This is a genomic window from Streptomyces sp. NPDC111606 (genome assembly GCF_055656945.1).
Genome location: NZ_JBVKBY010000006.1, coordinates 36,095 through 60,428, shown reverse-complemented (window position 1 = coordinate 60,428; position 24,334 = coordinate 36,095). Strand labels below are relative to the sequence as shown.

Below are 24,334 nucleotides of genomic sequence, written 5' to 3'. Positions count from 1 at the left end.
GGCTGTGCGGCGACGGCCGTGTTCTTGCAGTGAGGGTGGGCGTGGCCTGGAAGGGCCGCGTTTCCAAAGGGTGCCGTTGGAGGGGTGTGTCAGGTGGCGGCGAGGTTCCGACAAGAAGTGCCGGGTCGCTCGGGAGTGGGTCGGTCGAGGGTCACCGGGCGAGGGCACGGGGCATGGAAGAAGCCGCCGTGCGCACACCCCCTGCCGCGCTACCCGGCGCGGTCGCCCCGGTCACCGTGCTGCCGGCGACCGGGGCGGCTGATGCGCCCGATCCCGGCCGGTGTGACCGGCGTGACCGGTGGAACCACTGCGGCCGGTACGACCGGCGCGACCGCGGGACACCGCCTCCACCGCGTCGGCCAACCGGTCCAGCACAGCGGCGGCCTGCTCGTCGCTGATGGTCAGGGGCGGCAGGAGCCGTACGACGCTGGAGTGGCGGCCGCCGAGTTCGACGATCAGGCCACGGCGCAGGCACTCCTGTTGGATGGCGGCGGCGAGTTCGGGGGCGGCGGGACGCGGTTGGTGGTCCGCGTCCCGGAGTACCCCTGCCCTTGCTCCTTCGCTGCCGAGGGCAACACCCTCCTGGGAGCCACCCGCGCTCCGGGCAGGGCCGAGGCCCGCGAGACCGCCTGCCCCACCACCAGCCCAGCCGAGATCATTCCGCGCACCCGCTTGAACCGAAGCACTCCACTCCGCCTGGCCGACACCGCCCCCGCGTCCTTCGAGAGCAGCCAGGCCCCCTGGCTCACGCCCGGTCACGCCACCCCCCTCAACCGCAGCCAGGATCGCCGACCGCCCCTCGTCCACCGGAGATTCGCCCTGTGGCTCCACCACCTCGACCCCGATCATCAGCCCCCGCCCCCGCACATCCCCGATGCAAGCGAACTCCGCGGCAAGTCGTTGGAGTTGCTGCAGCATCCGCGAGCCCAGTTCGGCAGCACGCTCGGCGAGGCGGTTCTCGCGGACGTAGGCGAGTGTCGCTGTGCCGGCGGCCATGGCGAGCTGGTTGCCGCGGAACGTGCCGGCGTGAGCACCGGGTTGCCAGGCGTCGAGTTCGTCGCGGTAGACGATGACGGCCAGGGGCAGGCTGCCGCCGATGGCCTTGGAGAGGACCATGACGTCGGGGGTGACGCCGCTGTGCTCCACGGCCCAGAAGGAACCAGTGCGGCCGACACCCGTCTGGACCTCGTCGGCGATCAGCGGGATGGAACGGTCGGCGGTGATCTGCCTCATGCGCCGCAGCCACCCGTCAGGGGCGGGGATCACTCCGCCCTCGCCCTGGACCGGTTCGAGGATCATCCCGGCAGGGCGCGGCACGCCCGACTTCGGGTCGTCGAGGACGGACTCGGTCCAGCGGGCGGCGAGTTCAGCCCCGTGTTCGCCGCCGACACCGAACGGGCAGCGGTAGTCCTGGGGATACGGCAGGCGCGCGACCCGTACGTCGAAGGCGCCCCCGGATGCTTCGAGCGCTCCGGCGGTCATGCCGTGGTAGGCACCACTGAACGCGAGCATCCCGGTCCGTCCGGTCGCGGCCCGGACGAGCTTGAAGGCAGCCTCCACCGCATCGGTCCCGGCCGGTCCGCAGAACTGCACGCGCGCGTGGTCGGCGAGACCGGGCGGCAGGGTTCGGAACAACTCGGTGATGAAGGCGTCCTTGACGGGCGTGGCCAGGTCGAGGACGTGCAGTGGTGCCCCCGAGTCCAGGACCTTGCGGATGGCTTCCAGGACCACCGGGTGGTTGTGTCCGAGCGCCAGCGTCCCGGCGCCGGAGAGGCAGTCCAGGTAACGGCGGCCGTCCGCCCCCTCGATGGTCAGCCCGCGCGCCCGCACCGGCACGATCGGCAAGGCGCGAGCGTAGGTGCGCGCCGACGACTCGCGCGCCGACTGTCGCCGCAGGATCCCCTCGTGCACGGCGGATGCCCCCGCCGAGTCGGACGTACCCTCGCGCACAGATTCGGTCACGGCCATGGCTCCCTGTCCTCCCGCTGTCCAGGGCGAGCAGGTGTGTCGCATCCTCGCCCGACCCGACATACGAAGCCCCGCGAGCGTCTACTCGAAACTCCGGGGAACTGGGCACAGGGGACCGCCACACAGACAGCAGGTCCCCCCACGGCTACCAACCGCGGACCGTTCCCCGGGTTACGGGTTGCTTCAAGATCCTTGCCGTGACGGAACCGTTGCCGTTCCGTCGGAAGTCCCCCACAGCGAGCGCATAGTGTGTGGTGCCGTCCCAACGCGCCGTGACATCACGCCGGACCAGCGAATGATCAGCGGAAGTTCACGGCCGGGGCGCCAAGTACCGTCACCCCAGGGGGAGTCAGATCATGCGATCGATACGGCCGTCGTTCACCGCTCGCCGAGGGAGGAGCACGCGCCGCAGAACCTCCCCGCTGCCCATAGTCGCGCTCGCCGCTGCGCTGGCCCTCACCGTCACGGCCTGCGACTCGGGCGACGCCGAGGCGGGCGGCGACGCCACCGCGTCCGCCGCTGCCGGGGGCGAAGGCGAGATCACGATCCCGGACGACATCAAGGACAAGCTCAAAGAGCACGGGATCGACATCGACAAGTGGAAGGACGGCGCCTGGAAGAAGTGGGACCGGGACGACTGGCTCCGCGAGGCCCAGGACTACATCAACCCGATCATCGAAGGCTTGTGGGACCCGGACCGTATGCGGGACGCCCAGGACCCGGACCGGGGCGTCGACGAGAGTGACCTTTCCGGTGACCAGGGTGTGACCGACCCGACGCCGGAGCCTGTGGACGCTCAGGCCGTGCCGCCCGCCTACCACGCCAACGCGCCCGAGGCGGGCAAGGTGTTCTTCGACTCCCCCGAGGGCACGATGGTCTGCTCCGCGACGGTCGTGCAGGACCCGGCCAACCCCGGCAAGTCCAACATGGTGTGGACGGCCGGCCATTGCGTGCACGCGGGTAAGAGCGGCGGCTGGTACCGCAACATCGCGTTCGTGCCGTCGTACAACAACGACGACATGTCGGCCACGGAGCGCAAGGGCGCAACGCGGAAGCAGGTCGCTCCGTTCGGAGTCTGGTGGGCCGACTGGGCACAGACCTCGGACCAGTGGATCGCGCAGGGCGGTGCGACGGGCGGGGACGGTGCCTCGTACGACTTCGCGGTGCTGCATGTGAAGCCGGAGGAGGGCAGCAACGGCAAGTCTCTGGAGGAGACGGTCGGGTCGGCCCTGCCGGTGGACTTCAACGCTCCGGCCGTCCCCAAGGTGGACAGCATCAAGGCGATCGGCTATCCGGCCGCTGCGCCGTTCGACGGCGAGAAGCTGTACCAGTGCCAGGACAAGCCGGGTCGGCTGTCGCTCCGTGCGTCGGACCCGACGATGTACCGCATCGGCTGCACGATGACCGGCGGTTCGTCCGGTGGCGGCTGGGTCGCGACGGGCTCGGACGGGAAGCCGGCGCTCGTGTCCAACACCTCCATCGGCCCGGTGGATTCGGGCTGGCTGGCGGGTCCGCGGCTGGGCAAGGAGGCCAAGGACATCTTCGACAGGGTGAGCGACAAGTTCACCGGTCAGTGATGCCGGCCAGAGGTCGGGCAGTGACTGCACCGTAGGCTCCGACGGCGGTGGGGCGGTGGGAAGAAACCTTCACCGCCTCACCGCCGTTCGCCCTCAACTCCACGGGCATAGTGGGGTGTCGTGTCCGAGGGTTCGCACGAGAGCGTGCACGGCCCCTCGTGACCCGCACCTGACACATCAAGCAATCACGGCACAGCACTGCACGGCACGTTTAACGGGGGTTACCGCACCATGCGTTCCACACATACGTCCACGGCTCCACGCAGAGGACGGCGCTCCGTCCTGGCCGCCACCGGCTTCGTGGCCGTCCTGGCGCTCACTGCGACCGCTTGTGACGGCTCGGCGGAGGACGCGGCGAGGGACCAGGCCGATGCTGCCGCGTCCCAGGCCGCCGGCCTCGGCGACAGTGACGGCAAGATCCAGATCCCGGCCGATATCGCGGACAAGCTCGAGAAGCACGGCATCGATGTCGACAAGTGGACCAGCGGCGGCTGGAGGGACTGGGACAAGGACAAGTGGCTCAGCGAGGCCAAGGACTTCGTCAACCCGGTGATCGAGGGTCTCTGGAAGCCTGAGCGGATGCAGTCCGCGAAGGAGGCCAACAAGACGGTCACCACTCAGGACACCTCGGCCGACCAGGGCGTGAGCGACCCGGAGCCGGCGCCCGTCCAGGCGTCGGCCGAGAAGACGCCGTACCACGACAACGCGGCCCCGGTCGGCAAGGTCTTCTTCGACTCCCCCGACGGCCCTGCCGTCTGCTCCGGCACGGTCGTCAAGGACGTCAACCACCCCGGCAAATCCAACCTGGTCTGGACGGCCGGACACTGCGTGCACGCCGGTGGCAACGGCGGCTGGTACCGCAACATCGTCTTCGTCCCGTCCTACAACGACCTCGGCAAGTCCGAGGCGCAGCTCGGCAATGCCACGCCTGCGGAGGTCGCCCCGTACGGCAACTGGTGGGCCGACTGGGTCTCGACCTCGAACGAGTGGATCCAGGGCGGTTCGGAGACGGGCGGCGCGGGTGCCGCGTACGACTACTCGGTGCTGCATGTGAAGCCGGAGCAGGGCTCCAAGTCGCTCGAGGAGACGGTCGGCGCCGCACTCGACGTGGACTTCTCGGCCCCGGCGGCGACCGAGGCCGGCACGATGGGCGCCTGGGGCTACCCGGCGGCGCCTCCGTACAACGGTCTGCAGATGTTCAAGTGTCTCGACCAGCCCGGCCGGTTCTCGCTCAGCCCGGCGCTGCCGACGATGTACCGCATCGGCTGCACCATGACCGGCGGTTCGTCGGGGGGCGGCTGGATCCGTGTCGTGAACGGCGAGACCAAGCTGGTGTCCAACACCTCGATCGGCCCCGAGGACAACACCTGGCTCGCGGGCCCGCAGCTGGGCGCCGGCGCCGAGGCGGTGTACCAGCACATGAGCAGGACGTACGGCGGTCGGTGACGCGCAGGTACGGACACGACCGAAGGCCCGCGCCCCTGCAACAGGGGAGCGGGCCTTCGGCATTGCCAGGTTGACCGGAGCCGCTGCTCCACAGCGGCTGCGGCGGTCGTCTTACGACGGCTCAAGCGGTCGGCGCCGGAACGTACGGCGCGAGATCCGCCGCCAGCTCCTCGTGCACCCGCGCCTTGAGAAGCGTGCCCTCCGGGGTGTGCTCCTCGGAGATCACCTCGCCCTCGGTGTGGGCGCGGGCGACCAGCTTGCCGTGCGTATACGGCACGAGTGCCTCGATCTCGACGGACGGGCGGGGCAGCTCGTTGTCGATCAGCGCGAGCAGCTCGTCGATGCCCTGGCCGGTGCGGGCCGAGACCGCGATCGAACGCGTCTCGATCCGCAGCAGCCGCTGCAGCGTCAGCGGGTCGGCCGCGTCCGCCTTGTTGATCACGACGATCTCCGGTACGCCGGTGGCGCCGACGTCCCTGATCACCTCGCGCACGGCGGCCAGCTGCTCCTCCGGGTTCGGGTGCGAACCGTCCACCACGTGCAGGATCAGGTCGGAATCACCGACCTCCTCCATCGTGGAGCGGAACGCCTCGACCAGGTGGTGCGGCAGGTGTCGTACGAAGCCGACGGTGTCGGCCAGCGTGTACAGCCGTCCGCCCGGGGTCTCGGCCCGGCGCACGGTCGGGTCGAGGGTCGCGAACAGGGCGTTCTCGACCAGCACGCCCGCGCCCGTGAGGCGGTTGAGCAGCGAGGACTTGCCCGCGTTGGTGTAGCCCGCGATGGCGACCGACGGCACCTTGTTGCGCCGGCGGACCTGGCGCTGGATGTCGCGGCCGGTCTTCATCTCCGCGATCTCACGGCGCATCTTCGCCATCTTCTCGCGGATCCGTCGCCGGTCCGTCTCGATCTTGGTCTCACCGGGACCACGGGTGGCGAGTCCGCCGCCCTTGCCGCCACCCATCTGACGGGACAGCGACTGACCCCAGCCGCGCAGCCTCGGCAGCATGTACTGCATCTGCGCGAGCGCGACCTGCGCCTTGCCCTCTCGGGACTTGGCGTGCTGGGCGAAGATGTCGAGGATCAGGGCCGTACGGTCGATGACCTTGACCTTGACGACGTCTTCGAGGTGGATGAGCTGGCCCGGGCTGAGCTCACCGTCGCAGATGACGGTGTCGGCACCGGTGTCCAGCACGATGTCCCGCAGCTCCTCGGCCTTGCCGGAGCCGATGTAGGTGGCCGCGTCGGGCTTGTCACGGCGCTGGATCACGCCGTCGAGCACCAGCGCGCCCGCGGTCTCCGCGAGGGCGGCGAGCTCCGCGAGGGAGTTGTCCGCGTCCTGCACGGTCCCCGTGGTCCAGACACCGACGAGCACAACCCGCTCCAGGCGGAGCTGGCGGTACTCGACCTCGGTGACGTCCTCGAGCTCGGTGGAGAGGCCCGCCACACGGCGTAGGGCCGCGCGGTCGGAGCGGTCGAACTGTTCGCCGTCCCGCTCTCCGTCGATCTCGTGGCTCCAGGCGACGTCCTCTTCCATCAGGGCATCGGCCCGAAGACCTTCGGGATAAGTGTGCGCGGCGCGCTGCGTGTCCTGGGAAGGGGAAGAAGAGGAGGTCATTGGGTCCTTACGTCGATGGGAATCCGCATGCGGCGACGGTGGCAGTGACAGTGGCTTCCCGGAACGAGTCCGTGACACCCGAAAACTTTCCGTCACTGCTCACAACGCACGAGCGCCTCGGGAGATTCCCGTGTGCCGTGCCGTGCCGACCGGAAAATGGTCGCACGGCACGGCACGTCTCGTCACCGCCTTATTTGTCGGCCGCCTTCTTGGGGCCTGCCTTCTTGGCCGCATTCCCGGCGCTGGTCTTCTTGGCCGCCTTCCCGGAGGAGGCCGCCTTCTTCGCCGCCTTCTCGGGGTCCGCGGACTTCCACTCCGGCTGCTCGGGCATCGGCGGGGTCTTCTTGCCGTACAGCCAGGAGTGCATGAAGCCGTCGAGCTGGTGTCCGGAGATGTCCTCCGCGAGCGCGACGAAGTCCGCGGTCGTGGCGGAACGGTCCTTGTGGCGCTTCACCCACGCGCGCTCCAGGCGCTCGAAGGCCGGGGCGCCGATCTCCTGGCGGAGGGCGTACAGGACCAGGGCCGCGCCGTCATAGACGTTCGGCCGGAAGATGCCGTTCTTCTTGCCGGCGGCTGCCGCCTTGGGTGCCGCGGGCGGTCCGCCGGCCGTACGCCAGCGGTCGGACGCGGCGTAGGCGGCCTTCATCCGTGCCTCCATCGGCCTGCCCGCCTTCTCCGCCGCGTACAGAGCCTCGTACCAAGTGGCGTGCCCTTCGCTGAGCCACAGGTCGGACCAGGTGCGCGGGCTGACGCTGTCGCCGAACCACTGGTGCGCCAGCTCATGCACCATGATCGACTCGATGTACCACTTCGGGTAGGCGGCCTCGGTGAAGAGGTCCCTCTCGAAGAGGGAGAGCGTCTGGGTCTCGAGTTCGAAGCCGGTGGCGGCGTCCGCCATGAGCAGGCCGTACGTCTCGAGGGGGTACCGCCCGATCTTGCTCTCCATCCAGGAGATCTGGCCGGGGGTCTTCTTCAGCCACGGTTCGAGCTGCCTGCGGTCCTTGGTGGGCACGACGTCCCGTAGGGGCAGCCCGTGCGGGCCGGTGCGGTGCACCACCGTGGAGCGGCCGATGGACACCTGGGCGAGCTCGGTGGCCATGGGGTGCCGGGTGCGGTACGTCCAGGTCGTCGCGCTGCCCGCGCGGTCCACGCCGGTCGGCAGGCCGTTGGCGACGGCGGTGTAGCCCTTGGGCGCGGTGACCCGGATGGTGAACATGGCCTTGTCGGACGGGTGGTCGTTGCACGGGAACACGACGTGGGCGGCATCGGCCTGGTTGGCCATCGCGAGGCCGTCCGAGGTCTGCACCCACCCGCCGTCCCGGCCCTTCGCGTACACGGGATCGCTGGTGTGCCGCACGGTGATCTGCGTCCAGCTGCCGTCGGACAAGGGCTCCTCGGGCGTGACGACGAGATCCTCACCGGCGCTGCGGAACGTCGCCGGCTCCCCGTCGACCTCGACGGACTCGACCTTTCCGTGGGCGAAGTCCAGGTTGACGCGGTCCAGGTCCTTGGTCGTCCACGCGTCGATCGTGGTGACGGCCTGGAGGGGCTTGTCGTTGGAGCCGGAGTAGCGGAAGGACAGGTCGTACGACGCCACGTCGTAGCCGGGGTTGCCCAGATTCGGGAAGAGCCGGTCGCCAATGCCCAAGGGTGTGACGGGGGCGCTGGCGGCGAGGAGACCGAAGGAGGCGGTTGCGGCGAACAGCGCCAGCGCCTTGCGCCGCCTCGGGGATCCGGGACGGGTGCGAGGAGCGCCAGGAACTGGTCGCTGAGCCTCGGTGCGGGGGGTGAGCAGCATGCACCACGGCTATCAGCGCGCGCGTGCGCGGCGTTGACGCCGCGCGACCGGCCCACTCGAACGGGTATGTCAAGCGGGTGCAAGCCTTTGGGGAATTGCCACGAGGACCGCGGGTGAACGACTGCCCGAGGGACGCCCCGGCGTGAAACCCGACATCCACGGCCCCTTGGCGCACCCCCGCGCGCCCCTCACGCCCCTTGCGTCTGCGGCTGCGCCCTCGTCACGTCGTACACACCCGCCACGTTCCGCATCGCCCGCATGAGTCCCGGCAGCAGCGCCGCGTCCGGCAGTTGGACCGTGTACGTGTGGCGTACGCGCTGCTGGGTCGGGGGTTCGACGGTCGCCGAGACGATCTCCGCACCCTCCAGGGCCATGGCTTCGGTGAGGTCCGCCAGGAGGTGCGGGCGAACGAACGATTCGGCGACCAGGGTGACCCGGCACTCGGTGGTGTCACCCCAGCGCACGTCGACCTCCGCGCGCCCGGCACTCTTCATGCGTGCCACCGCGGCGCACTCGACACGATGAACCGTCACCACTCCCCCGCGCACGGAGAACCCGGTGACCTCGTCGGGCGGTACGGGCGTGCAGCAGCCGGCGAGGCGTACGGTCGCGCCGGGCCGGTCTACGAGGACGCTGGCGGCGGGTCGCCCGAGCGGCCCCTCGGCGGCCAGGCGTACGGCCGGACCGTCCGCGTCGACCGACGGGCTCCCCGATTCCTCGACCGAGGACCGGAACTGCGTCACAGACTCCTCGGCGGCCTCACCCTGCTGGGGATGGGTGGCCAGCCACCGCTGGATGGCGATCCGCGCCGCGGCCGTGTGGGCGTGGTCCAGCCACTCCCTGGAGGGCTCCGAGGCCGGATCCTGGCCCATGAGGAGCTGGACGGTGTCACCGTCCCGCAGCACTGTGCTGAGGGTCGCCAGACGGCCGTTGACGCGGGCACCGATGCACGCGTGCGCGTCCTCGCCGTACTGGGCGTACGCGGCGTCCACACAGGTCGCGCCCTCGGGCAGGCCGAGGGCGCCGCCGTCGGGCCGGAAAACGGTGATCTCACGGTCCTGGGCGAGGTCCTCGCGCAGCGTGGACCAGAAGGTGTCCGGGTCGGGGGCGGCCTCCTGCCAGTCGAGGAGGCGGGACAGCCAGCCAGGGCGCGTGGGGTCGGCGCGCTCGCCGTCACTCGACGCGGCCTGCTCCTCCGAAGGGTGAGCGTAGGGATTGCCGAGCGCCACGACACCGGCCTCGGCGACCTTGTGCATCTGGTGGGTCCGGATGAGGACTTCGGCGACCTGGCCGTCCGCGCGGGCGACGGCCGTGTGCAGCGACTGGTACAGGTTGAACTTGGGGACGGCGATGAAGTCCTTGAACTCCGAGACGACCGGTGTCATACAGGTGTGCAGCTCACCGAGGACGCCGTAACAGTCCGCGTCCTCGTTCACCAGGACCAGCAGCCGCCCGAAGTCGGAGCCGCGCAGCCGGCCGCGCTTGCGGGACACCCGGTGCACGGAGACGAAGTGCCGTGGCCTGATGAGGACTTCTGCCTGGATGTCGGCTTCGCGCAGGACCTTGCGCATCTCGTCGGCCATCTCCGCGAGCGGATCGTCGGCGCGCGCAACGTTGCCGACGATCAACTCCCGTGTGTGCTCGTACTCCTCGGGGTGCAGGATCGCGAAGACCAGGTCTTCCAGTTCCGTCTTGAGCGCCTGGACGCCGAGCCGCTCGGCGAGCGGGATGAGGACGTCTCGGGTCACCTTGGCGATGCGGGCCTGTTTCTCGGGGCGCATCACTCCGAGGGTGCGCATGTTGTGCAGCCGGTCGGCGAGTTTGATCGACATCACGCGGACGTCGTTGCCGGTCGCGACGAGCATCTTGCGGAAGGTCTCAGGCTCGGCGGCGGCGCCGTAGTCGACCTTCTCCAGCTTGGTCACGCCGTCGACGAGGAAGCGGACCTCCGCGCCGAACTGCTCGCCGACCTGATCGAGCGTCACGTCGGTGTCCTCGACGGTGTCGTGGAGCAGGGACGCCGTCAAGGTCGTGGTCTCGGCGCCGAGTTCGGCGAGGATCAGGGTCACCGCGAGCGGGTGCGTGATGTACGGCTCGCCGCTCTTGCGCATCTGCCCGCGGTGCGAGGACTCCGCCAGCACATAGGCGCGGCGCAGGGGTTCGAGGTCGGCCTCGGGGTGGTGGGCCCGGTGGGCGTCGACGACATGCCCGATCGCGTCGGGCAGCCGGCCGCGTGAGGCGGGGCCGAGCAGCGCAGCCCGGCCGAGGCGGCGCAGGTCGATGCGTGCGCGGGCCTTCCTGCGTGGCACGGCAGGCGCCACAGGGCCTGCTACCGGGCCTGGCGTCGCGGGATTCGTGGCCTCCGCACTCATGGGCACCTCCGGCTGCGTGGACCGGCGAACGGGGTGCCCCATGGCGGACACGGCTCAGGGGACGACGACATCTCCCCCGTCCGGGCCGGTGCTTGATGCTACCGAGCCCATCACGTGCGACTGACCGCCTCTCGCCGAGCGTGAAACGGATCACCCATTCGAGCGAGGGTTGATGGGTTTACGTTTTTGCGCCATACGGCCAGCTGCCGTTCGTGATCTCGAACACACCCGGGATCCCCGCGCCCGTAATCTCGGGCCACGGCCCGCCGGTGCGGCTCTGATGCCGAGTCAGGAGCCGCTCAACGAGCGAATGTTTCCAGCCACTCCGCGTCGATCTCACCTTCGGCCACAATCACCGCGGGGCCGGTCATCTCGATCTCGCCATCGGGTCGCTCGGTGATCACCAGGGTGCCGCCGGGCACATCGACGGTGTACGTCACGGGGGCGCCGCTGACCGCCGGGTCGGCCCCGTCACGACGCGCTGCGGCCACGGCGACGGCGCACGCGCCCGTGCCGCACGACCGGGTCTCGCCGGCACCGCGCTCGTGCACGCGCAGCGCGACGTGCCGGGGCGCCCGGTCGACGACGAACTCGACGTTGACGCCGTCCGGGTAGGCCGAGGCCGGGCTGAACGGCGGCGGGGAGAACAGGTCGCCGGCCTGCGCGAGGTCGTCCACGAAAGCGACCGCGTGCGGGTTGCCCATGTTCACGTTCCGCGCGGGCCAGCTGCGCTCACCGACGCTGACCGTGACGTCGCCTTCGGGGAGCAGCGCCTTGCCCATGCCGACCGTCACGTCACCGTCCTTGGCGATGTGCACGGTCTTCACGCCCCCACGGGTGGCGACCGCGAGGTCCCCCTCGGTGACGTGTCCGGCGCGCTGGAGGTAGCGCGCGAAGACGCGCACGCCGTTGCCGCACATCTCCGCGATCGAGCCGTCGCCGTTGCGGTAGTCCATGAACCACTCGGCCTCGGCCGCCATGTCCTTGGCCTCGGGGTGCGCCGCGGACCGCACGACGTGCAGCAGTCCGTCACCACCGATGCCCGCGCGGCGGTCGCACAGGGCGGCGACGGCGGTCGGGGGCAGGTCGACGGCGTTCTCGGGGTCCGGGACGATCACGAAGTCGTTCTCGGTGCCGTGACCCTTGAGGAAGGCGATCCGCGTGCTCATTCCTCGATCGTACGGTGCCGCTATGACAGAGCCGAAAAGTGAGCCTGTCCGGCGACTGCGTCAGCGCAGACGAGCCACTCGCCACACAGCCAGAACGACGATTGCGGCGACGACCAGCGCATACGCGATCACGAACCGCCAGTCAGGTCTGCGCCCGGAGCCCCGCTGCGGCAGTCCCGGCCAGGTGTAGCCGACGCGGCGGGCGGCCATCATGCCCCAGCCGGCCGCACAGGAGCAGATCAGGAGCCCCAGCATGGCGATCACGGCCCCGCTGTCGCCGAAGTCGAAGGCCAGTGGGAACGCGAACATCAGGGAGCCGACCGCGGCCAGGGACACGATGGGCGCGAGCTGCCAGATCCGCAGTCGGCGCTGCGGGCGCAGCTCGACCTCGACCTCCGGGCCGCCGGCGTACATCTCCTCGGGCTCGGGACCGTCGTCGGTGACGCCGCCCTCAGGCTCGTCGTCCAGGTCCGGGCTCAGGCGGTCGCCGTCCCGCTCCGGTTCGTCCCGGTCGGCGGTGACGTTCTCGGTGCCTTGTGCGGTGTCGCGAGGGCCGGCCTCCATCGCCACGCGCCCTCCCAACTCGGACTTCACTTGGTCGATCGAAGCTCGATGATGGCACGGCGCCGGAGGCCGGGATGACGGCCGGAGCGTCCCGATGCCATCACGTGATCAGGCTGTAACCGGTCGTTCGACCAACGCCAGTGCGAGATGCGGAAGCTCTGTGAGGTCTGCCGCAGCCCCACTCAGCCAGTGCACCCGCGGGTCGCGCCTGAACCATGAATCCTGGCGGCGCGCGAAGCGCTTGGTGGCACGTACGGTCTCGTTCCGCGCTTCTTCCAGCGTGCACTCCCCGGCGAGCGCCGCGAGGACCTGCTGGTAGCCGAGCGCGCGCGAAGCCGTACGCCCCTCGCGCAACCCCTGCGCCTCCAGCTCGCGGACCTCGTCCACGAGCCCGGCGTCCCACATCCGGTCGACCCGGCGCGCGATGCGCTCGTCCAGCTCGGGTCGGGCCACGTCGACGCCGATCTGGACCGTGTCGTAGATCGAGTCATGGCCGGGGAGGTTGGCCGTGAAGGGCTGGCCGGTGATCTCGATCACCTCGAGAGCCCGGACGATACGGCGGCCGTTGCTGGGCAGGATCGCGTGGCCGGCCTCGGGGTCGGCGGCGGCGAGGCGGGCGTGCAGCGCGCCGGGTCCGCGCAGCGCGAGCTCCTCCTCGAGCCGGGCCCTGACCTCGGGGTCGGTGCCGGGGAACTCCAGGTTGTCGACGGCACCACGGACGTACAGCCCCGAGCCGCCGACCAGGACCGGCCAGCACCCCTCGGCGAGCAGTGCGTCGATCCGCTCCCGCGCGAGCCGCTGGTACTCGGCGACGGACGCCGTGACGGTGACGTCCCAGATGTCCAGGAGGTGGTGCGGCACGCCCGCGCGCTCCTCGGGCGTCAGCTTGGCGGTGCCGATGTCCATCCCCCGGTAGAGCTGCATGGAGTCGGCATTGACGACCTCACCCCCGAGCTGCTGGGCGAGAAAGACGCCCAGATCGGACTTTCCGGCCGCGGTGGGTCCGACTACGGCGATGACACGGGGGGCGAGGGGTGCGCTACTCACCGCCCCAGTCTCGCAAACCTCACGGGGTGGCCTCGAACGAGTTACGTGACGGCCCACGCGCGGGGTCGTTGCCTGTTGCGAGGTTTTCGCCGCCGGTTTCGAGGAGGCGGCGGCCCGGGGGCGCAAACGGACGCACCGGACGACGCGGGATTTCGCCCGCACGAGTAACGTATGGAGTGGATATGGGCGTTTTCGCACGACTTTTCCGGAGGTCGAAGGCCACGGACGAGGCGTCAACCGCCGAGGCTCAGGCCGACACACCAACGGCCGAGTCGGCGGTGGAAGAGGCGGCGGAGGCGAAGGAGCCGGCCGAAACCAAGGCCGAGGACGCGGCCTCGACGGCGGCGGAGGCCGTCGAGGCCGACGCCGACACCGACGACGGCGTCGAGATTCCGAAGCAGCAGTCCGCCGACGAGGCGGCCGACAGTGAGGCCGGCGAGGGCGCCCGCACGTAACTGCCCCGCGCGGGAAGGTGAAGCATGGGTCTGATGCACAATTTGAAAGCCAAACTCGCCCCGGCCAAGGACAAAGTCTCCGACTTCGCGCAGCGGCACGAGGAGCAGGTCCATCACGGCCTCGACAAGGCCGCTAAGGCCGTCGACCAGCGGACCAAGGGCAAGTACAGCGACAAGATCCACACGGGCACGGGCAAGGCCAAGGGTGCCATGGGCCGACTCGCGCACAAGGACGACGACACGGCGACCGGCAGCAGCACACCGCCGCCGGACGCACCCCCGCCGACCACCTGAACGGCACATCGCCGGACGGCCGCGGAGCTTGACCGCTCCCGGCCGTCCGCCGTTTCCGGACGGCGCCGGTGTGTTCCTGCGAGCGGCGCCGACGTGCGCTGCGACCAGGTCGGCGTCGGCTACGACCAGGTTGCGACCAAGTACCCCACGCCGTACGGCGCGTCCTCGTACAGCAAGGCGCCCCCAAGTCCCGCCTCCTCGGCAGCGCCCGCGAGGACCTGCCAGGAGGCTCGGCCCGAGGCCTTCAGCTCGCGCGCAAGCTCGGTGTCCAGCTCCTTGAGGGCGGCCACGTCCGCCTCGCCGAGGGCACGCGCGACGGACGCGTCGAACGGGGCCGCCCGCTCATCGAGGTAGCCGGGAGCCTTGAGCGTGCGGCAGGCACTGGCGTCGCCCATCACGAGCAGCGCCACCCGGTCGGCTCGAGCGGCGATGTCCCTTCCGATATCAATACACCGCTCGGCCTCGAGAGGTTCCCCCACGCCGAGTCCCTCGATCGGTGCGTCCGACCAGGTGGTCCGCTCCAGCAGCCACGCCGCGACGGAGAGCGAGGTCGGCAGCGCACGCCGCGGCTCCTGCGCCGCCTGCGCCCCCAGTCGTACGTCGACGTCCACGCCGAAGCCCCGGAACGAGCCAGGCGTACCTTCCGCGTACGTCCCGTGCCCCCTCTCATCGGCGGGTCCGACGACCACGAGAAGGTCGGGCCGGGCGGCTGCGAGGACGCCGAGCGCGTCCGTGCACGCCGCCCGCGCGGCGTCCAGCTCGGGTGCGGCGCCCGCGGCGACCTGCGGGACGAGGAGAGGCGGGCTGGGGCAGACTGCGGCAGCGACAAGCATGATCGGCAGGGTAACCCCGCGGGTCGGCCGGGTGTCACTCCTCGATGAGCACGCCGACCGGGCCGAGGACCGTGAGCGCCTCAGTCGCAGCCGCAGCCGCTCCCCGTCGCCACCGGCAGTGGAGCCGGGACGCCGATCTTCGGGAGGCCGAGCATCACGCCCGCGGGCTTGGCGGCCTCGGCGGCGTTGCGCTTCTCCCAGGCGTCACCCGCGCGCGTGCGGCGCACGTCCAGGACGGCTCCCTCGGCGAGGAGGTGGTGCGGAGCGGCGTACGTGATCTCGACGGTCACCACGTCGCCGGGGCGGACCTCCTGCTCCGGCTTGGTGAAGTGGACCAGGCGGTTGTCGGGGGCACGCCCGGAAAGGCGGTGGGTGGCGCCGTCCTTGCGGCCCTCGCCCTCGGCGACCATCAGCTCGAAGGTGCGGCCGACCTGCTTCTTGTTCTCCTCCCAGGAGATCTCCTCCTGAAGGGCCACGAGACGCTCGTAGCGCGCCTGGACGACCGCCTTGGGGATCTGGTTGTCCATGGTGGCCGCGGGGGTGCCGGGGCGCTTGGAGTACTGGAAGGTGAACGCCTGCGCGAAGCGGGCCTCGCGGACCACGTGCAGCGTCTGCTCGAAGTCCTCCTCCGTCTCGCCGGGGAAGCCCACGATGATGTCGGTCGTGATCGCGGCGTGCGGGATGGCGGCGCGGACCTTCTCGATGATCCCCAGGTAGCGCTCCTGGCGGTAGGAGCGGCGCATCGCCTTCAGGACCGTGTCCGAGCCGGACTGGAGCGGCATGTGCAGCTGCGGCATCACGTTCGGCGTCTCGGCCATGGCGGCGATGACGTCGTCGGTGAAGTCGCGCGGGTGCGGCGAAGTGAAGCGGACGCGCTCCAGGCCCTCGATCTTTCCGCAGGCCCGCAGCAGCTTGCTGAACGCCTCGCGGTCGCCGATGTCGGAGCCGTAGGCGTTGACGTTCTGGCCGAGCAGCGTGATCTCGCTGACGCCCTCGGCGACCAGGGCCTCGATCTCGGCGAGGATGTCGCCGGTGCGGCGGTCCTTCTCCTTGCCGCGCAGGGCCGGGACGATGCAGAAGGTGCAGGTGTTGTTGCAGCCGACGGAGATCGACACCCAGGCCGCGTAGGCGCTCTCGCGCCGGGTCGGCAGCGTCGACGGGAACGCCTCCAGCGACTCGGCGATCTCGACCTGCGCCTCCTCCTGCACGCGCGCGCGTTCCAGCAGGACGGGCAGCTTGCCGATGTTGTGCGTGCCGAAGACGACGTCCACCCAGGGCGCCCGCTTCACGATGGTGTCGCGGTCCTTCTGTGCGAGGCAGCCGCCGACCGCGATCTGCATCCCGGGCCGCTTGGTCTTCATCGGCGCGAGGTGGCCGAGGTTGCCGTACAGCTTGTTGTCGGCGTTCTCACGGACCGCGCAGGTATTGAAGACCACTACGTCCGCGTCACCGTCCGAGCCCTCGGGCGCGCGTACGTAACCGGCGTCTTCGAGCAGCCCGGACAATCGCTCGGAATCGTGGACGTTCATCTGGCACCCGTAGGTACGCACCTCGTATGTCTTCACGCCCACTGCCTGGCTCCGGTCGCTGCTGCTCATGGGACAAGGGTATGCGGTCGTGAAAGCCCGTTGCCCCGGCCCGAGACGGCCACCCCCCGAGCGCCCGAGCGTCCCTCGCCGGGCCGGTCAGGCCCCGTCGCCGCCCCACCCCTGGCGGCGCAGCACGCTCGACACGTCCGGCACCTCGTAGTGCTCGCCCTTGAGGACCTTCCCGTCGGCCCGGCGGGCGACCCGGCCGTCGGGGCCCAGTTTGGTCATGTTGGACCGGTGGATCTCGGCCAGTACGGCGTCGAGGTCGATGCCGTGGACCAGGGCCGTGCCGTACGCGACGTAGACCACGTCGGCCAGCTCGTGCGCGAGCTTGTCGAGTGGACCGGTGACGGCCACCTCGGCGACCTCCGCGGCCTCCTCGGCGAGCAGTTCCCCACGATGGGCCGCGAGTTCCGGGGAGACCTCGGTCGGTGTACTGCGGGCGTCGAGACCGAAGGCAAGGTGGAATTCACGGACCAGGTTGGCGGGAGAGGAGCTCATGCGGCGACTTTATCGGCGGGGTCTGACAGTCGGGTCCGACGGCCGGACCGGACCGTCCTGGCCGCGGATGCGACCGCCGCTGACGGGCTGACGCGGGCCGGTGCCGGAGGCCGATCGCTGCCGGTCGCCTGCCGTCCCCGCCCCCTGCGGACCGTCCGCCTGTGACCCCTGCCCTGGTCAGCACCGCGTTCCTGCTGGCAGGATCGCCGACATGTCCAAGGCACTCACCCGCATCAGCAGGCGCCGGGCCCTGCAGGGCGCGGCGGCCGGGCTCGTGACCCTCGGGTTGCTGCTGTGGTGGCTGTTGCCCCTCGGCGAGGAGTCGCCGAGCGGGACGATCACTTTCAGTACGGGCACGCGCGCGGGGGTGTACCAGGAGTACGGCGAGCTGCTGCGCGAGGAGCTCGCCAAGGACATGCCGCAGCTGCAGGTGCGGCTGCTGACCAGCGCCGGTTCCCAGGAGAACGTCGAGCGTGTGGCGACCGGCAAGGCCGACTTCACGATCGCCGCCGCCGACGCGGTGGACACATACCGGATCGACGGGAAGCCCGTCATGGACCGGCTGCGCGGCGTCGCCCGCCTGTACGACGACTACGTACAGCTCGTCGTCCCGCCGGACTCGGACATCCGCTCCGTCGCCGACCTCAAGGGCAAGCGGGTGGCCATAGGGCTGCCGAACTCCGGCGTGCGGCTGATCGCCACGCGTGTGCTGGAGGCAGCGGGCATCGACCCGGCGAAGGACATCACGCCCAGGTCGGACGGCATCGACACCGGGCCCAAGCGGCTGGGGCACGAGCTCGACGCGTTCTTCTGGTCCGGCGGGGTGCCCACGGGCGGGCTGGAGCAGATCGCCGAGACCTCCGCGTTCCGGTTCGTGCCGATCGACGCCGACCTCGTCGCGAAGGTGCACGCCCAGGGCGACGCGGCCCACTTCTACCGGGCGACCAACATGCCGGAGTCGGCCTACCCCACCATCCAGAACGGCGACACGGTGCCCACGATCGCCGTCTCCAACCTGTTGATCACCCGCAAGGACATGGATCCCCGGCTCACCGAATGGCTGACCCGGACGGTGATCAAGAGTCGCGACGGCATCGGCGCCCACGTCCACTCCGCGCAACTCGTCGACGTGCGCACGGCGATCTACACCAATCCCCTGACTCTGCACGCCGGGGCTCGGAACTACTACCGCTCGGTGAAGCCGTAGGGCTCTGCCGAAGCGCAGGAACGGTCGAAGAGCCGGACCGGACCCGGTCAGCCCCGCCAAGGGCCCGGTCGGCCCGGCTAAGGCGCCGACCCCGCTAAGGCCCAGGTCAGCCCCGCTAAGGCGTCGGCCCCGACCTGGGTACCGCCACCGTCACCCGCAGCCCGTGCGGCTCATGAGGGCCGTACGAGATCGAGCCACCGCCCGCCGCTAGCAGCGCCCGCGAGATCGACAGGCCCAGGCCCGAGCCCTTGATGTTCTGGTGCCGTCCGCTGCGCCAGAAGCGGTCGCCGATGCGGGCGAGTTCCTCGTCGGTGAGGCCGGGGCCGTTGTCGGTGACCTCGATGGTGGACGTATCGCCGTTGGAGGTGACGGTCACCTCGACGCGCTGGTCCTTGGGCGTGAACTTGACCGCGTTGTCGATCACCGCGTCCAGAGCGCTGGACAGCGCCACCGGGTCGGCCCAGGCGGTGGTGGGCGGGCAGGTTCCCACCAGCCGGACGCCCTTGGCCTCGGCGGTCGGCGCCCAGGCCGCGACGCGCTCGGCGGTCAGCGCGCCCACGTCGGTCAGCCGGAGGTCGGCGGCGGTGTGCTCGGCGAGGGCCAGGTCGAGCAGGTCGTCCAGGACCTGTGCCAGGCGCTTGCCCTCGGCCTGCACCGAAGCGATCTCCTCATTGCCCTCCGGTAGTTCGAAAGCGAGCAGTTCGATGCGCAGCAGCAGCGCCGCGAGGGGGTTGCGCAGCTGGTGCGAGGCGTCGGCGACGAAGGCACGCTGCTGCTCCAGCACGTCCTCGACGTTGTCCGCCATCTCGTTGAACGACCGGGCCAGCCGCCGAAGTTCCGGCGGACCGCTCGCGACCGCGACACGTGACTTCAGGCGGCCGCTCGCGATCTCGTGCGTGGTCACGTCCAGCACACGCACCGGCTTGAGCACCCAGCCGGTCAGCCGGAGGGCTGCCCCGACGGCCACCAGCATCGCGGCCGTGAGGCCCGCGCCGATGATCAGCCAGCCGTGCAGGATCCGCGAACGCATCTGTCCGGTGGGCGAGTCCGTGACCACGACCGCGACGACGTCACCGTCCCGGATGACCGGTGAGGCGATGACGAGCCGGTTGCGCTGCCAGGGCCACACCTGCTTGGGGTCGTGGCTGCGCCGGCTCAGCAGCGACTCCTCGAAGGCGTCGCGCTCCTCCCCGGTCTCGGGCAGGAACCACGTGGTCGGCCCGTTGGCCAGAGGCGTGTCGTTGGGCAGAAAGACGCCGGCCCGGATGCCGTAGACCTCGTAGTAGCTCTCGAGTTCCCGGCTGAGGATGCGCAGCTCGTCGCGGGAGCCGGAGGTGGCGGTGTCGGCGGCGGGCCGTGCGATGGCCGCGAAGTACGCGGTGTCGTCGATGCGGTCGACGACCACCTTCTGCTGCTGGGCCGCGGCCAGGCTGATCGCGAGCGGTACGCCGAGGGCGAGCAGGACGGCCGCCATCAGGACGATGAGCAGCGGGAGAAGACGAGTGCGCACCCTTGCCCGCTACGAGGCCGGGGCGACGAGTCGGTAGCCGACGCCGCGTACGGTCTCGATCAGCGCCGGCATGCGCAGCTTTGCGCGCAGGGACGCCACATGCACCTCAAGAGTGCGCCCGGTCCCCTCCCAACTCGTGCGCCACACCTCGCTGATGATCTGCTCCCGCCGGAAGACCACGCCGGGGCGCTGGGCCAGCAGCGCGAGAAGATCGAACTCCTTGCGGGTCAGTTGGATTACCGAACCGTCGACGCTCACCTGGCGGGTGTGCAGTTCGATGTGTACGGCGCCCAGGCGCAGCACGCCGTCGCCGCCCGTCCCGGTGTCCTCCTGAACGTTGCGCCGGCTGACGGCGTGGATCCGGGCGAGCAGCTCTCCGGTGTCGTACGGCTTCACCACATAGTCGTCGGCACCGAGGTTGAGGCCATGAATACGCGAACGGACGTCCGAACGCGCGGTGACCATGATCACCGGGGTGCTGGTGCGCTTGCGGATCTTGCCGCAGACCTCGTAACCGTCCTGGTCGGGCAGGCCGAGGTCGAGGAGGACGACGCTGAAGCCGTTGCCCTCGGGGACGAGCGCCTGGAGGGCCTCCTCGCCGCTACGCGCGTGAGTGACGTCGAAACCGTGACGTGCCAGGACCGCGGACAGCGCGGCGGCGACGTGGTTGTCGTCCTCGACGAGGAGCAGTCTCATCCCGGCCTCCTTCGGTTCATCGGACGTACGATTCGGACAGGTACACAGTGCGTGCACGCGCGCGAGTGCACCAAGGAAGTCACGCTGATGGACGATGACGCCGTCAAGTGGGTTCCGGTTGCGCGCGGCTTCCGTTATCCAGCCGGTACGCGCCCAGGTCGCAAGTGCTACGACACGTGTCCGATTGCTATCGGATCGTGATGCTCAGATTCCCCTCAGAACTAATGACGCAGGTCGGATACGGTTACTACTGTCCTCCGAAACCGAGGAGGACGGAGCCTGAGAGCGATGACCGAAGTATCGGTGGCCAAGGAAGATGCGGCCGCGACCGGCGACCTGGTCGTCCTGAAGAACGTGAACAAGCACTTCGGCGCGTTGCACGTGCTCCAGGACATCGACCTGACGATCGCCCGCGGTGAGGTCGTCGTGGTCATCGGACCCTCCGGGTCCGGGAAGTCCACCCTGTGCCGCACCATCAACCGCCTCGAGACGATCGACTCCGGCGCGATCGCCATCGACGGCAAGCCGCTGCCCGCTGAGGGCAAGGCCCTTGCCAAGCTGCGTGCCGACGTCGGAATGGTCTTCCAGTCGTTCAACCTTTTCGCGCACAAGACCGTGCTCGAGAACGTGATGCTGGGACAGATCAAGGTCCGCAAGACGGACAAGAAGGCCGCCGAGGACAAGGCCCGCGCCCTGCTCGACCGAGTGGGTGTGGCCAGCCAGGCGGACAAGTACCCTGCCCAGCTCTCCGGCGGCCAGCAACAGCGTGTGGCCATCGCCCGAGCGTTGGCCATGGACCCCAAGGTCATGCTCTTCGACGAGCCGACGTCGGCTCTCGACCCGGAGATGATCAACGAGGTCCTGGAGGTCATGCAGCAGCTCGCCCGGGACGGCATGACCATGATCGTCGTCACCCATGAGATGGGCTTCGCCCGTTCGGCCGCCAATCGAGTGGTGTTCATGGCAGACGGCAAGATCGTCGAAGAAGCTGTGCCGGACCAGTTCTTCAGCAACCCGCGCAGCGACCGCGCCAAGGACTTCCTGTCCAAGATCCTGCACCACTGACGGACTGACGGACTGCTACTCGCAGCCGACGACCTGCGTCAACCGCCGCTCCTGACGGCACGCATCTCTTCTCCACACAAAGGATGTTCACCATGAAGCTCCGCAAGGTCTCCGCCGCGGCCGCCGCTGCCGTCGTCCTCGCTCTCACCGCCACCGCCTGTGGTGGTGACGGCGACAGCGACAGCGGGTCGGGTTCCGGGGGCGGCGACAAGATCAAGATCGGCATCAAGTACGACCAGCCCGGTCTGGGCCTGAAGGAGCCCGACGGCACCTTCTCCGGCTTCGACGTCGACGTCGCCACGTACGTGGCGAAGGAGCTCGGCTACGAGCCCGACCAGATCGAGTTCATCGAGACGAAGAGCGCCGACCGTGAGAACGCGCTCGCCCGTGGCGACGTGAAGCTCATCGCGGCCACGTACTCGATCACCGACGAGCGCAAGGAGAAGGTCGACTTCGCCGGCCCGTACCTGCTGGCCCACCAGGACCTGCTGGTCAAGACCGACTCGGACGTCTCCGAGGCCACCGACCTCAACGGCAAGAAGCTCTGCTCGGTGACGGGCTCCACCTCGGCGCAGAACGTCAAGAAGGACTTCGCCCCGAAGGCCAACCTGACGGAGCGGGGCGGCTACTCGGAGTGCATTGCCGCTCTCCAGAGCGGTGCTGTGGACGCCCTGACCACGGACGACTCGATCCTCGCCGGCTACGCCGCGCAGGAGCAGTACAAGGGCAAGTTCAAGCTTGCCGGTCTGAAGCTGAGCAACGAGAACTACGGCGTCGGTGTGAAGAAGGGCGACACCGAGACCATCAACAAGGTCAACGCCGCCCTCGAGAAGATGGTCAGCTCGAAGGCCTGGGACAAGGCGGTCGCCGACAACTTCGGTCCGGCCAACTACAAGAACGAGCCGGCCCCGAAGATCGGCGTCATCGTCAAGTAGCGCAAGGGTCCACCGGCGCGCCGCCGTCCACCGCGATCAGGGCGGCGGCGCGCCGCGCTATCCACGTACGCCACCCACCCGGAAGCGCGGGAGATCGTGTTCGATTTTCTTTCTGACTACAACGACCCGACCCTGTTGGGTGCCTTCTGGATGACGGTGAAGCTCACGTTCTTCTCCGCCATCGGCTCCATGGTCTGGGGCACCCTCCTGGCCGCAATGCGGGTCAGCCCGGTCCCGCTCATGCGCGGGTTCGGCACGGCCTATGTGAACATCGTCCGGAACATCCCCCTGACGGTCATCATCATCTTCACCTCGCTCGGCCTCGCCGACATCTTCGGCGTGACGATGGGTGCCTCCGACTTCGGCGTCCGGGGCTTCCGCCTGGCGATCCTCGGCTTCATCGCCTACACCGCGGCCTTCGTCTGCGAGGCGATTCGTTCCGGCATCAACACCGTGCCGCTGGGCCAGGCCGAGGCCGCCCGTGCCATCGGGCTGACCTTCAGTCAGACCCTCCGGCTGATCATCCTGCCGCAGGCCCTCCGCTCGGTCATCGGCCCGCTGGCCAACGTGTTGATCGCCCTGACCAAGAACACCACCGTGGCGGCCGCGATCGGCGTGGCTGAGGCCGCCTACCTGATGAAGGAAATGATCGAGAACGAGGCTGAGGTGGTGCTCATCGGCGCGGTCTTCGCCTTCGGTTTCGTGGTACTGACCCTGCCCACCGGCCTCTTCCTCGGTTGGCTGAGCAAGCGACTGGCGGTGAAGCGATGAGTTCCGTTCTCTACGACGCTCCGGGCCCCCGCGCCAAGCGGCGCAATGTGCTCATCTCTGTCGTCTTCTTCGCCCTGCTCGCCCTGCTCGTGTGGTTCGTCTGGGACACTCTGGACGAAAAGGGCCAGCTGGAATGGGCCCTGTGGAAGCCGTTCACCGAGTCGCAGGCCTGGACCACCTATCTGCTGCCGGGTCTCGTCGACACACTGAAGGCCGCGGCACTGGCCATGGTGATCGCCCTTCCGCTGGGCGCGTTCTTCGGTATCGCGCGCATGTCCGACCACCGGTGGGTGCGACTTCCGGCCGCCTGGGTGGTCGAGTTCTTCCGCGCGATCCCTGTCCTGCTGCTGATGCTGTTCGCCAACGAGTTCTACGACCGCTGGACGAACGTCAGCAGTGAGCAGCGGCCTCTCTACGCGGTCGTCACCGGCCTGGTGCTCTACAACGCGTCCGTCCTCGCCGAGGTCGTACGGGCCGGCATCCTCTCCCTGCCCAAGGGCCAGTCGGAAGCCGCCATGGCGGTCGGCCTGCGCAAGGGCCAGACGATGAGGAGCATCCTGCTGCCACAGGCCGTCACGGCCATGCTGCCGGCCATCGTCAGCCAGCTCGTGGTCATCGTGAAGGACACCGCGCTGGGTGGCGTGATGATCGGATTCACCGAGCTCCTCAACGCGCGCCAGACCCTGGCGGCCTTCTACGCCAACGTCATCCCCAGCTTCATCGTGGTGGCGATCATCTACATCGTCCTCAACTTCATCCTCACCAGCTTTGCGAGCTGGCTGGAGAAGCGGCTGCGGCGCAGCAAGCGGAGCACGGGCGCAGTCCTCAGCGCCGAGGACATGGAGGAGCTCAACCCGGCGGCGACGGGTGGCACCTACGGCGCCGGCGCCGGCGGCTCCATCTGATGATCAGTCCAGGAGCC

At 69.6% G+C, this 24,334-nt stretch carries 21 protein-coding genes; 9 read left to right on the top strand and 12 right to left on the bottom strand.

Annotated elements, in window-relative coordinates; all coding sequences use genetic code 11:
* Positions 1 to 231: 231 nt before the first annotated feature.
* The gene (locus tag ACZ7M7_RS21870) at positions 232 to 1,968 is read right to left on the bottom strand and encodes a diaminobutyrate--2-oxoglutarate transaminase family protein (RefSeq protein WP_472119386.1); all 1,737 of its coding nucleotides are present in this window, start codon (positions 1,966 to 1,968) and stop codon (positions 232 to 234) included.
* Positions 1,969 to 2,324: 356 nt separating this feature from the next.
* Between ACZ7M7_RS21870 and ACZ7M7_RS21865 the strand changes: the two genes are divergently transcribed.
* Positions 2,325 to 3,545 (top strand): trypsin-like serine peptidase, encoded by a 1,221-nt coding sequence (locus ACZ7M7_RS21865; protein WP_472119384.1) that lies wholly within the window; start codon positions 2,325 to 2,327, stop codon positions 3,543 to 3,545.
* Between the two features lie 231 nt (positions 3,546 to 3,776).
* Positions 3,777 to 4,991 carry a trypsin-like serine peptidase gene (locus ACZ7M7_RS21860; RefSeq protein WP_472119381.1) on the top strand — a complete coding sequence of 405 codons (1,215 nt, stop codon included), beginning with the start codon at positions 3,777 to 3,779 and terminating at the stop codon, positions 4,989 to 4,991.
* Between the two features lie 121 nt (positions 4,992 to 5,112).
* On the opposite strand, the gene hflX is transcribed toward ACZ7M7_RS21860, so the two are convergent.
* The 6 genes from hflX to miaA all read right to left on the bottom strand — a co-directional run bounded on the left by hflX (position 5,113) and on the right by miaA (position 13,556).
* Positions 5,113 to 6,606: a GTPase HflX gene (gene hflX / locus ACZ7M7_RS21855; RefSeq protein ID WP_383604803.1), complete on the bottom strand. Its 1,494-nt coding sequence runs from the start codon at positions 6,604 to 6,606 to the stop codon at positions 5,113 to 5,115.
* A gap of 190 nt (positions 6,607 to 6,796) precedes the next feature.
* Positions 6,797 to 8,404 (bottom strand): M1 family metallopeptidase, encoded by a 1,608-nt coding sequence (locus ACZ7M7_RS21850; RefSeq protein WP_472119378.1) that lies wholly within the window; start codon positions 8,402 to 8,404, stop codon positions 6,797 to 6,799.
* A 188-nt stretch (positions 8,405 to 8,592) separates the two neighbouring features.
* On the bottom strand, positions 8,593 to 10,776 hold the full coding sequence (locus ACZ7M7_RS21845; protein WP_451168445.1) for a RelA/SpoT family protein: 2,184 nt from the start codon (positions 10,774 to 10,776) through the stop codon (positions 8,593 to 8,595).
* A 299-nt stretch (positions 10,777 to 11,075) separates the two neighbouring features.
* Entirely contained in the window at positions 11,076 to 11,945 is an 870-nt protein-coding gene (gene dapF, locus ACZ7M7_RS21840) for a diaminopimelate epimerase (RefSeq protein ID WP_472119374.1), read from the bottom strand.
* Positions 11,946 to 12,005: 60 nt separating this feature from the next.
* Positions 12,006 to 12,509, bottom strand: a complete 504-nt coding sequence (locus ACZ7M7_RS21835; protein ID WP_383631376.1) for a hypothetical protein — start codon at positions 12,507 to 12,509, stop codon at positions 12,006 to 12,008.
* A 108-nt stretch (positions 12,510 to 12,617) separates the two neighbouring features.
* Entirely contained in the window at positions 12,618 to 13,556 is a 939-nt protein-coding gene (miaA, locus tag ACZ7M7_RS21830) for a tRNA (adenosine(37)-N6)-dimethylallyltransferase MiaA (RefSeq protein WP_472119371.1), read from the bottom strand.
* A gap of 182 nt (positions 13,557 to 13,738) precedes the next feature.
* Between miaA and ACZ7M7_RS21825 the strand changes: the two genes are divergently transcribed.
* Positions 13,739 to 14,011: a hypothetical protein gene (locus ACZ7M7_RS21825; protein WP_383604818.1), complete on the top strand. Its 273-nt coding sequence runs from the start codon at positions 13,739 to 13,741 to the stop codon at positions 14,009 to 14,011.
* Positions 14,012 to 14,035: 24 nt separating this feature from the next.
* The gene (locus ACZ7M7_RS21820) at positions 14,036 to 14,305 is read left to right on the top strand and encodes an antitoxin (RefSeq protein WP_383604821.1); all 270 of its coding nucleotides are present in this window, start codon (positions 14,036 to 14,038) and stop codon (positions 14,303 to 14,305) included.
* Positions 14,306 to 14,424: 119 nt separating this feature from the next.
* On the opposite strand, the gene ACZ7M7_RS21815 is transcribed toward ACZ7M7_RS21820, so the two are convergent.
* The 3 genes from ACZ7M7_RS21815 to ACZ7M7_RS21805 form a co-directional block, all read right to left on the bottom strand.
* Positions 14,425 to 15,138, bottom strand: a complete 714-nt coding sequence (locus ACZ7M7_RS21815; RefSeq protein WP_472119368.1) for a class III extradiol dioxygenase subunit B-like domain-containing protein — start codon at positions 15,136 to 15,138, stop codon at positions 14,425 to 14,427.
* An 80-nt stretch (positions 15,139 to 15,218) separates the two neighbouring features.
* Complete coding sequence (gene miaB, locus ACZ7M7_RS21810) at positions 15,219 to 16,736, bottom strand: tRNA (N6-isopentenyl adenosine(37)-C2)-methylthiotransferase MiaB (RefSeq protein ID WP_451168453.1); 1,518 nt, start codon at positions 16,734 to 16,736, stop codon at positions 15,219 to 15,221.
* Positions 16,737 to 16,823: 87 nt separating this feature from the next.
* A complete protein-coding gene (locus ACZ7M7_RS21805; protein WP_472119365.1) occupies positions 16,824 to 17,228 on the bottom strand; it encodes a pyrophosphohydrolase domain-containing protein in 405 nt (134 codons plus the stop codon).
* Positions 17,229 to 17,439: 211 nt separating this feature from the next.
* Here ACZ7M7_RS21805 and ACZ7M7_RS21800 point away from each other — a divergent pair, with 211 nt between their 5' ends.
* Positions 17,440 to 18,435, top strand: coding sequence for a TAXI family TRAP transporter solute-binding subunit (locus ACZ7M7_RS21800; RefSeq protein WP_383604830.1), 996 nt, complete (start codon positions 17,440 to 17,442; stop codon positions 18,433 to 18,435).
* A 115-nt stretch (positions 18,436 to 18,550) separates the two neighbouring features.
* On the opposite strand, the gene ACZ7M7_RS21795 is transcribed toward ACZ7M7_RS21800, so the two are convergent.
* Positions 18,551 to 19,945 (bottom strand): sensor histidine kinase, encoded by a 1,395-nt coding sequence (locus ACZ7M7_RS21795; protein WP_383631231.1) that lies wholly within the window; start codon positions 19,943 to 19,945, stop codon positions 18,551 to 18,553.
* Positions 19,946 to 19,954: 9 nt separating this feature from the next.
* Positions 19,955 to 20,641 (bottom strand): response regulator transcription factor, encoded by a 687-nt coding sequence (locus tag ACZ7M7_RS21790; RefSeq protein ID WP_383604836.1) that lies wholly within the window; start codon positions 20,639 to 20,641, stop codon positions 19,955 to 19,957.
* A 288-nt stretch (positions 20,642 to 20,929) separates the two neighbouring features.
* Here ACZ7M7_RS21790 and ACZ7M7_RS21785 point away from each other — a divergent pair, with 288 nt between their 5' ends.
* From ACZ7M7_RS21785 to ACZ7M7_RS21770, 4 genes are all read left to right on the top strand, one after another.
* The gene (locus ACZ7M7_RS21785) at positions 20,930 to 21,706 is read left to right on the top strand and encodes an amino acid ABC transporter ATP-binding protein (RefSeq protein ID WP_328422621.1); all 777 of its coding nucleotides are present in this window, start codon (positions 20,930 to 20,932) and stop codon (positions 21,704 to 21,706) included.
* A gap of 92 nt (positions 21,707 to 21,798) precedes the next feature.
* Positions 21,799 to 22,641, top strand: a complete 843-nt coding sequence (locus tag ACZ7M7_RS21780; RefSeq protein ID WP_472119359.1) for a glutamate ABC transporter substrate-binding protein — start codon at positions 21,799 to 21,801, stop codon at positions 22,639 to 22,641.
* A 96-nt stretch (positions 22,642 to 22,737) separates the two neighbouring features.
* Complete coding sequence (locus ACZ7M7_RS21775; protein WP_472119356.1) at positions 22,738 to 23,412, top strand: amino acid ABC transporter permease; 675 nt, start codon at positions 22,738 to 22,740, stop codon at positions 23,410 to 23,412.
* Positions 23,409 to 24,317 (top strand): amino acid ABC transporter permease, encoded by a 909-nt coding sequence (locus tag ACZ7M7_RS21770; protein WP_472119353.1) that lies wholly within the window; start codon positions 23,409 to 23,411, stop codon positions 24,315 to 24,317. Before ACZ7M7_RS21775 ends, ACZ7M7_RS21770 begins: the two co-directional genes overlap by 4 nt.
* Positions 24,318 to 24,334: the final 17 nt, after the last annotated feature.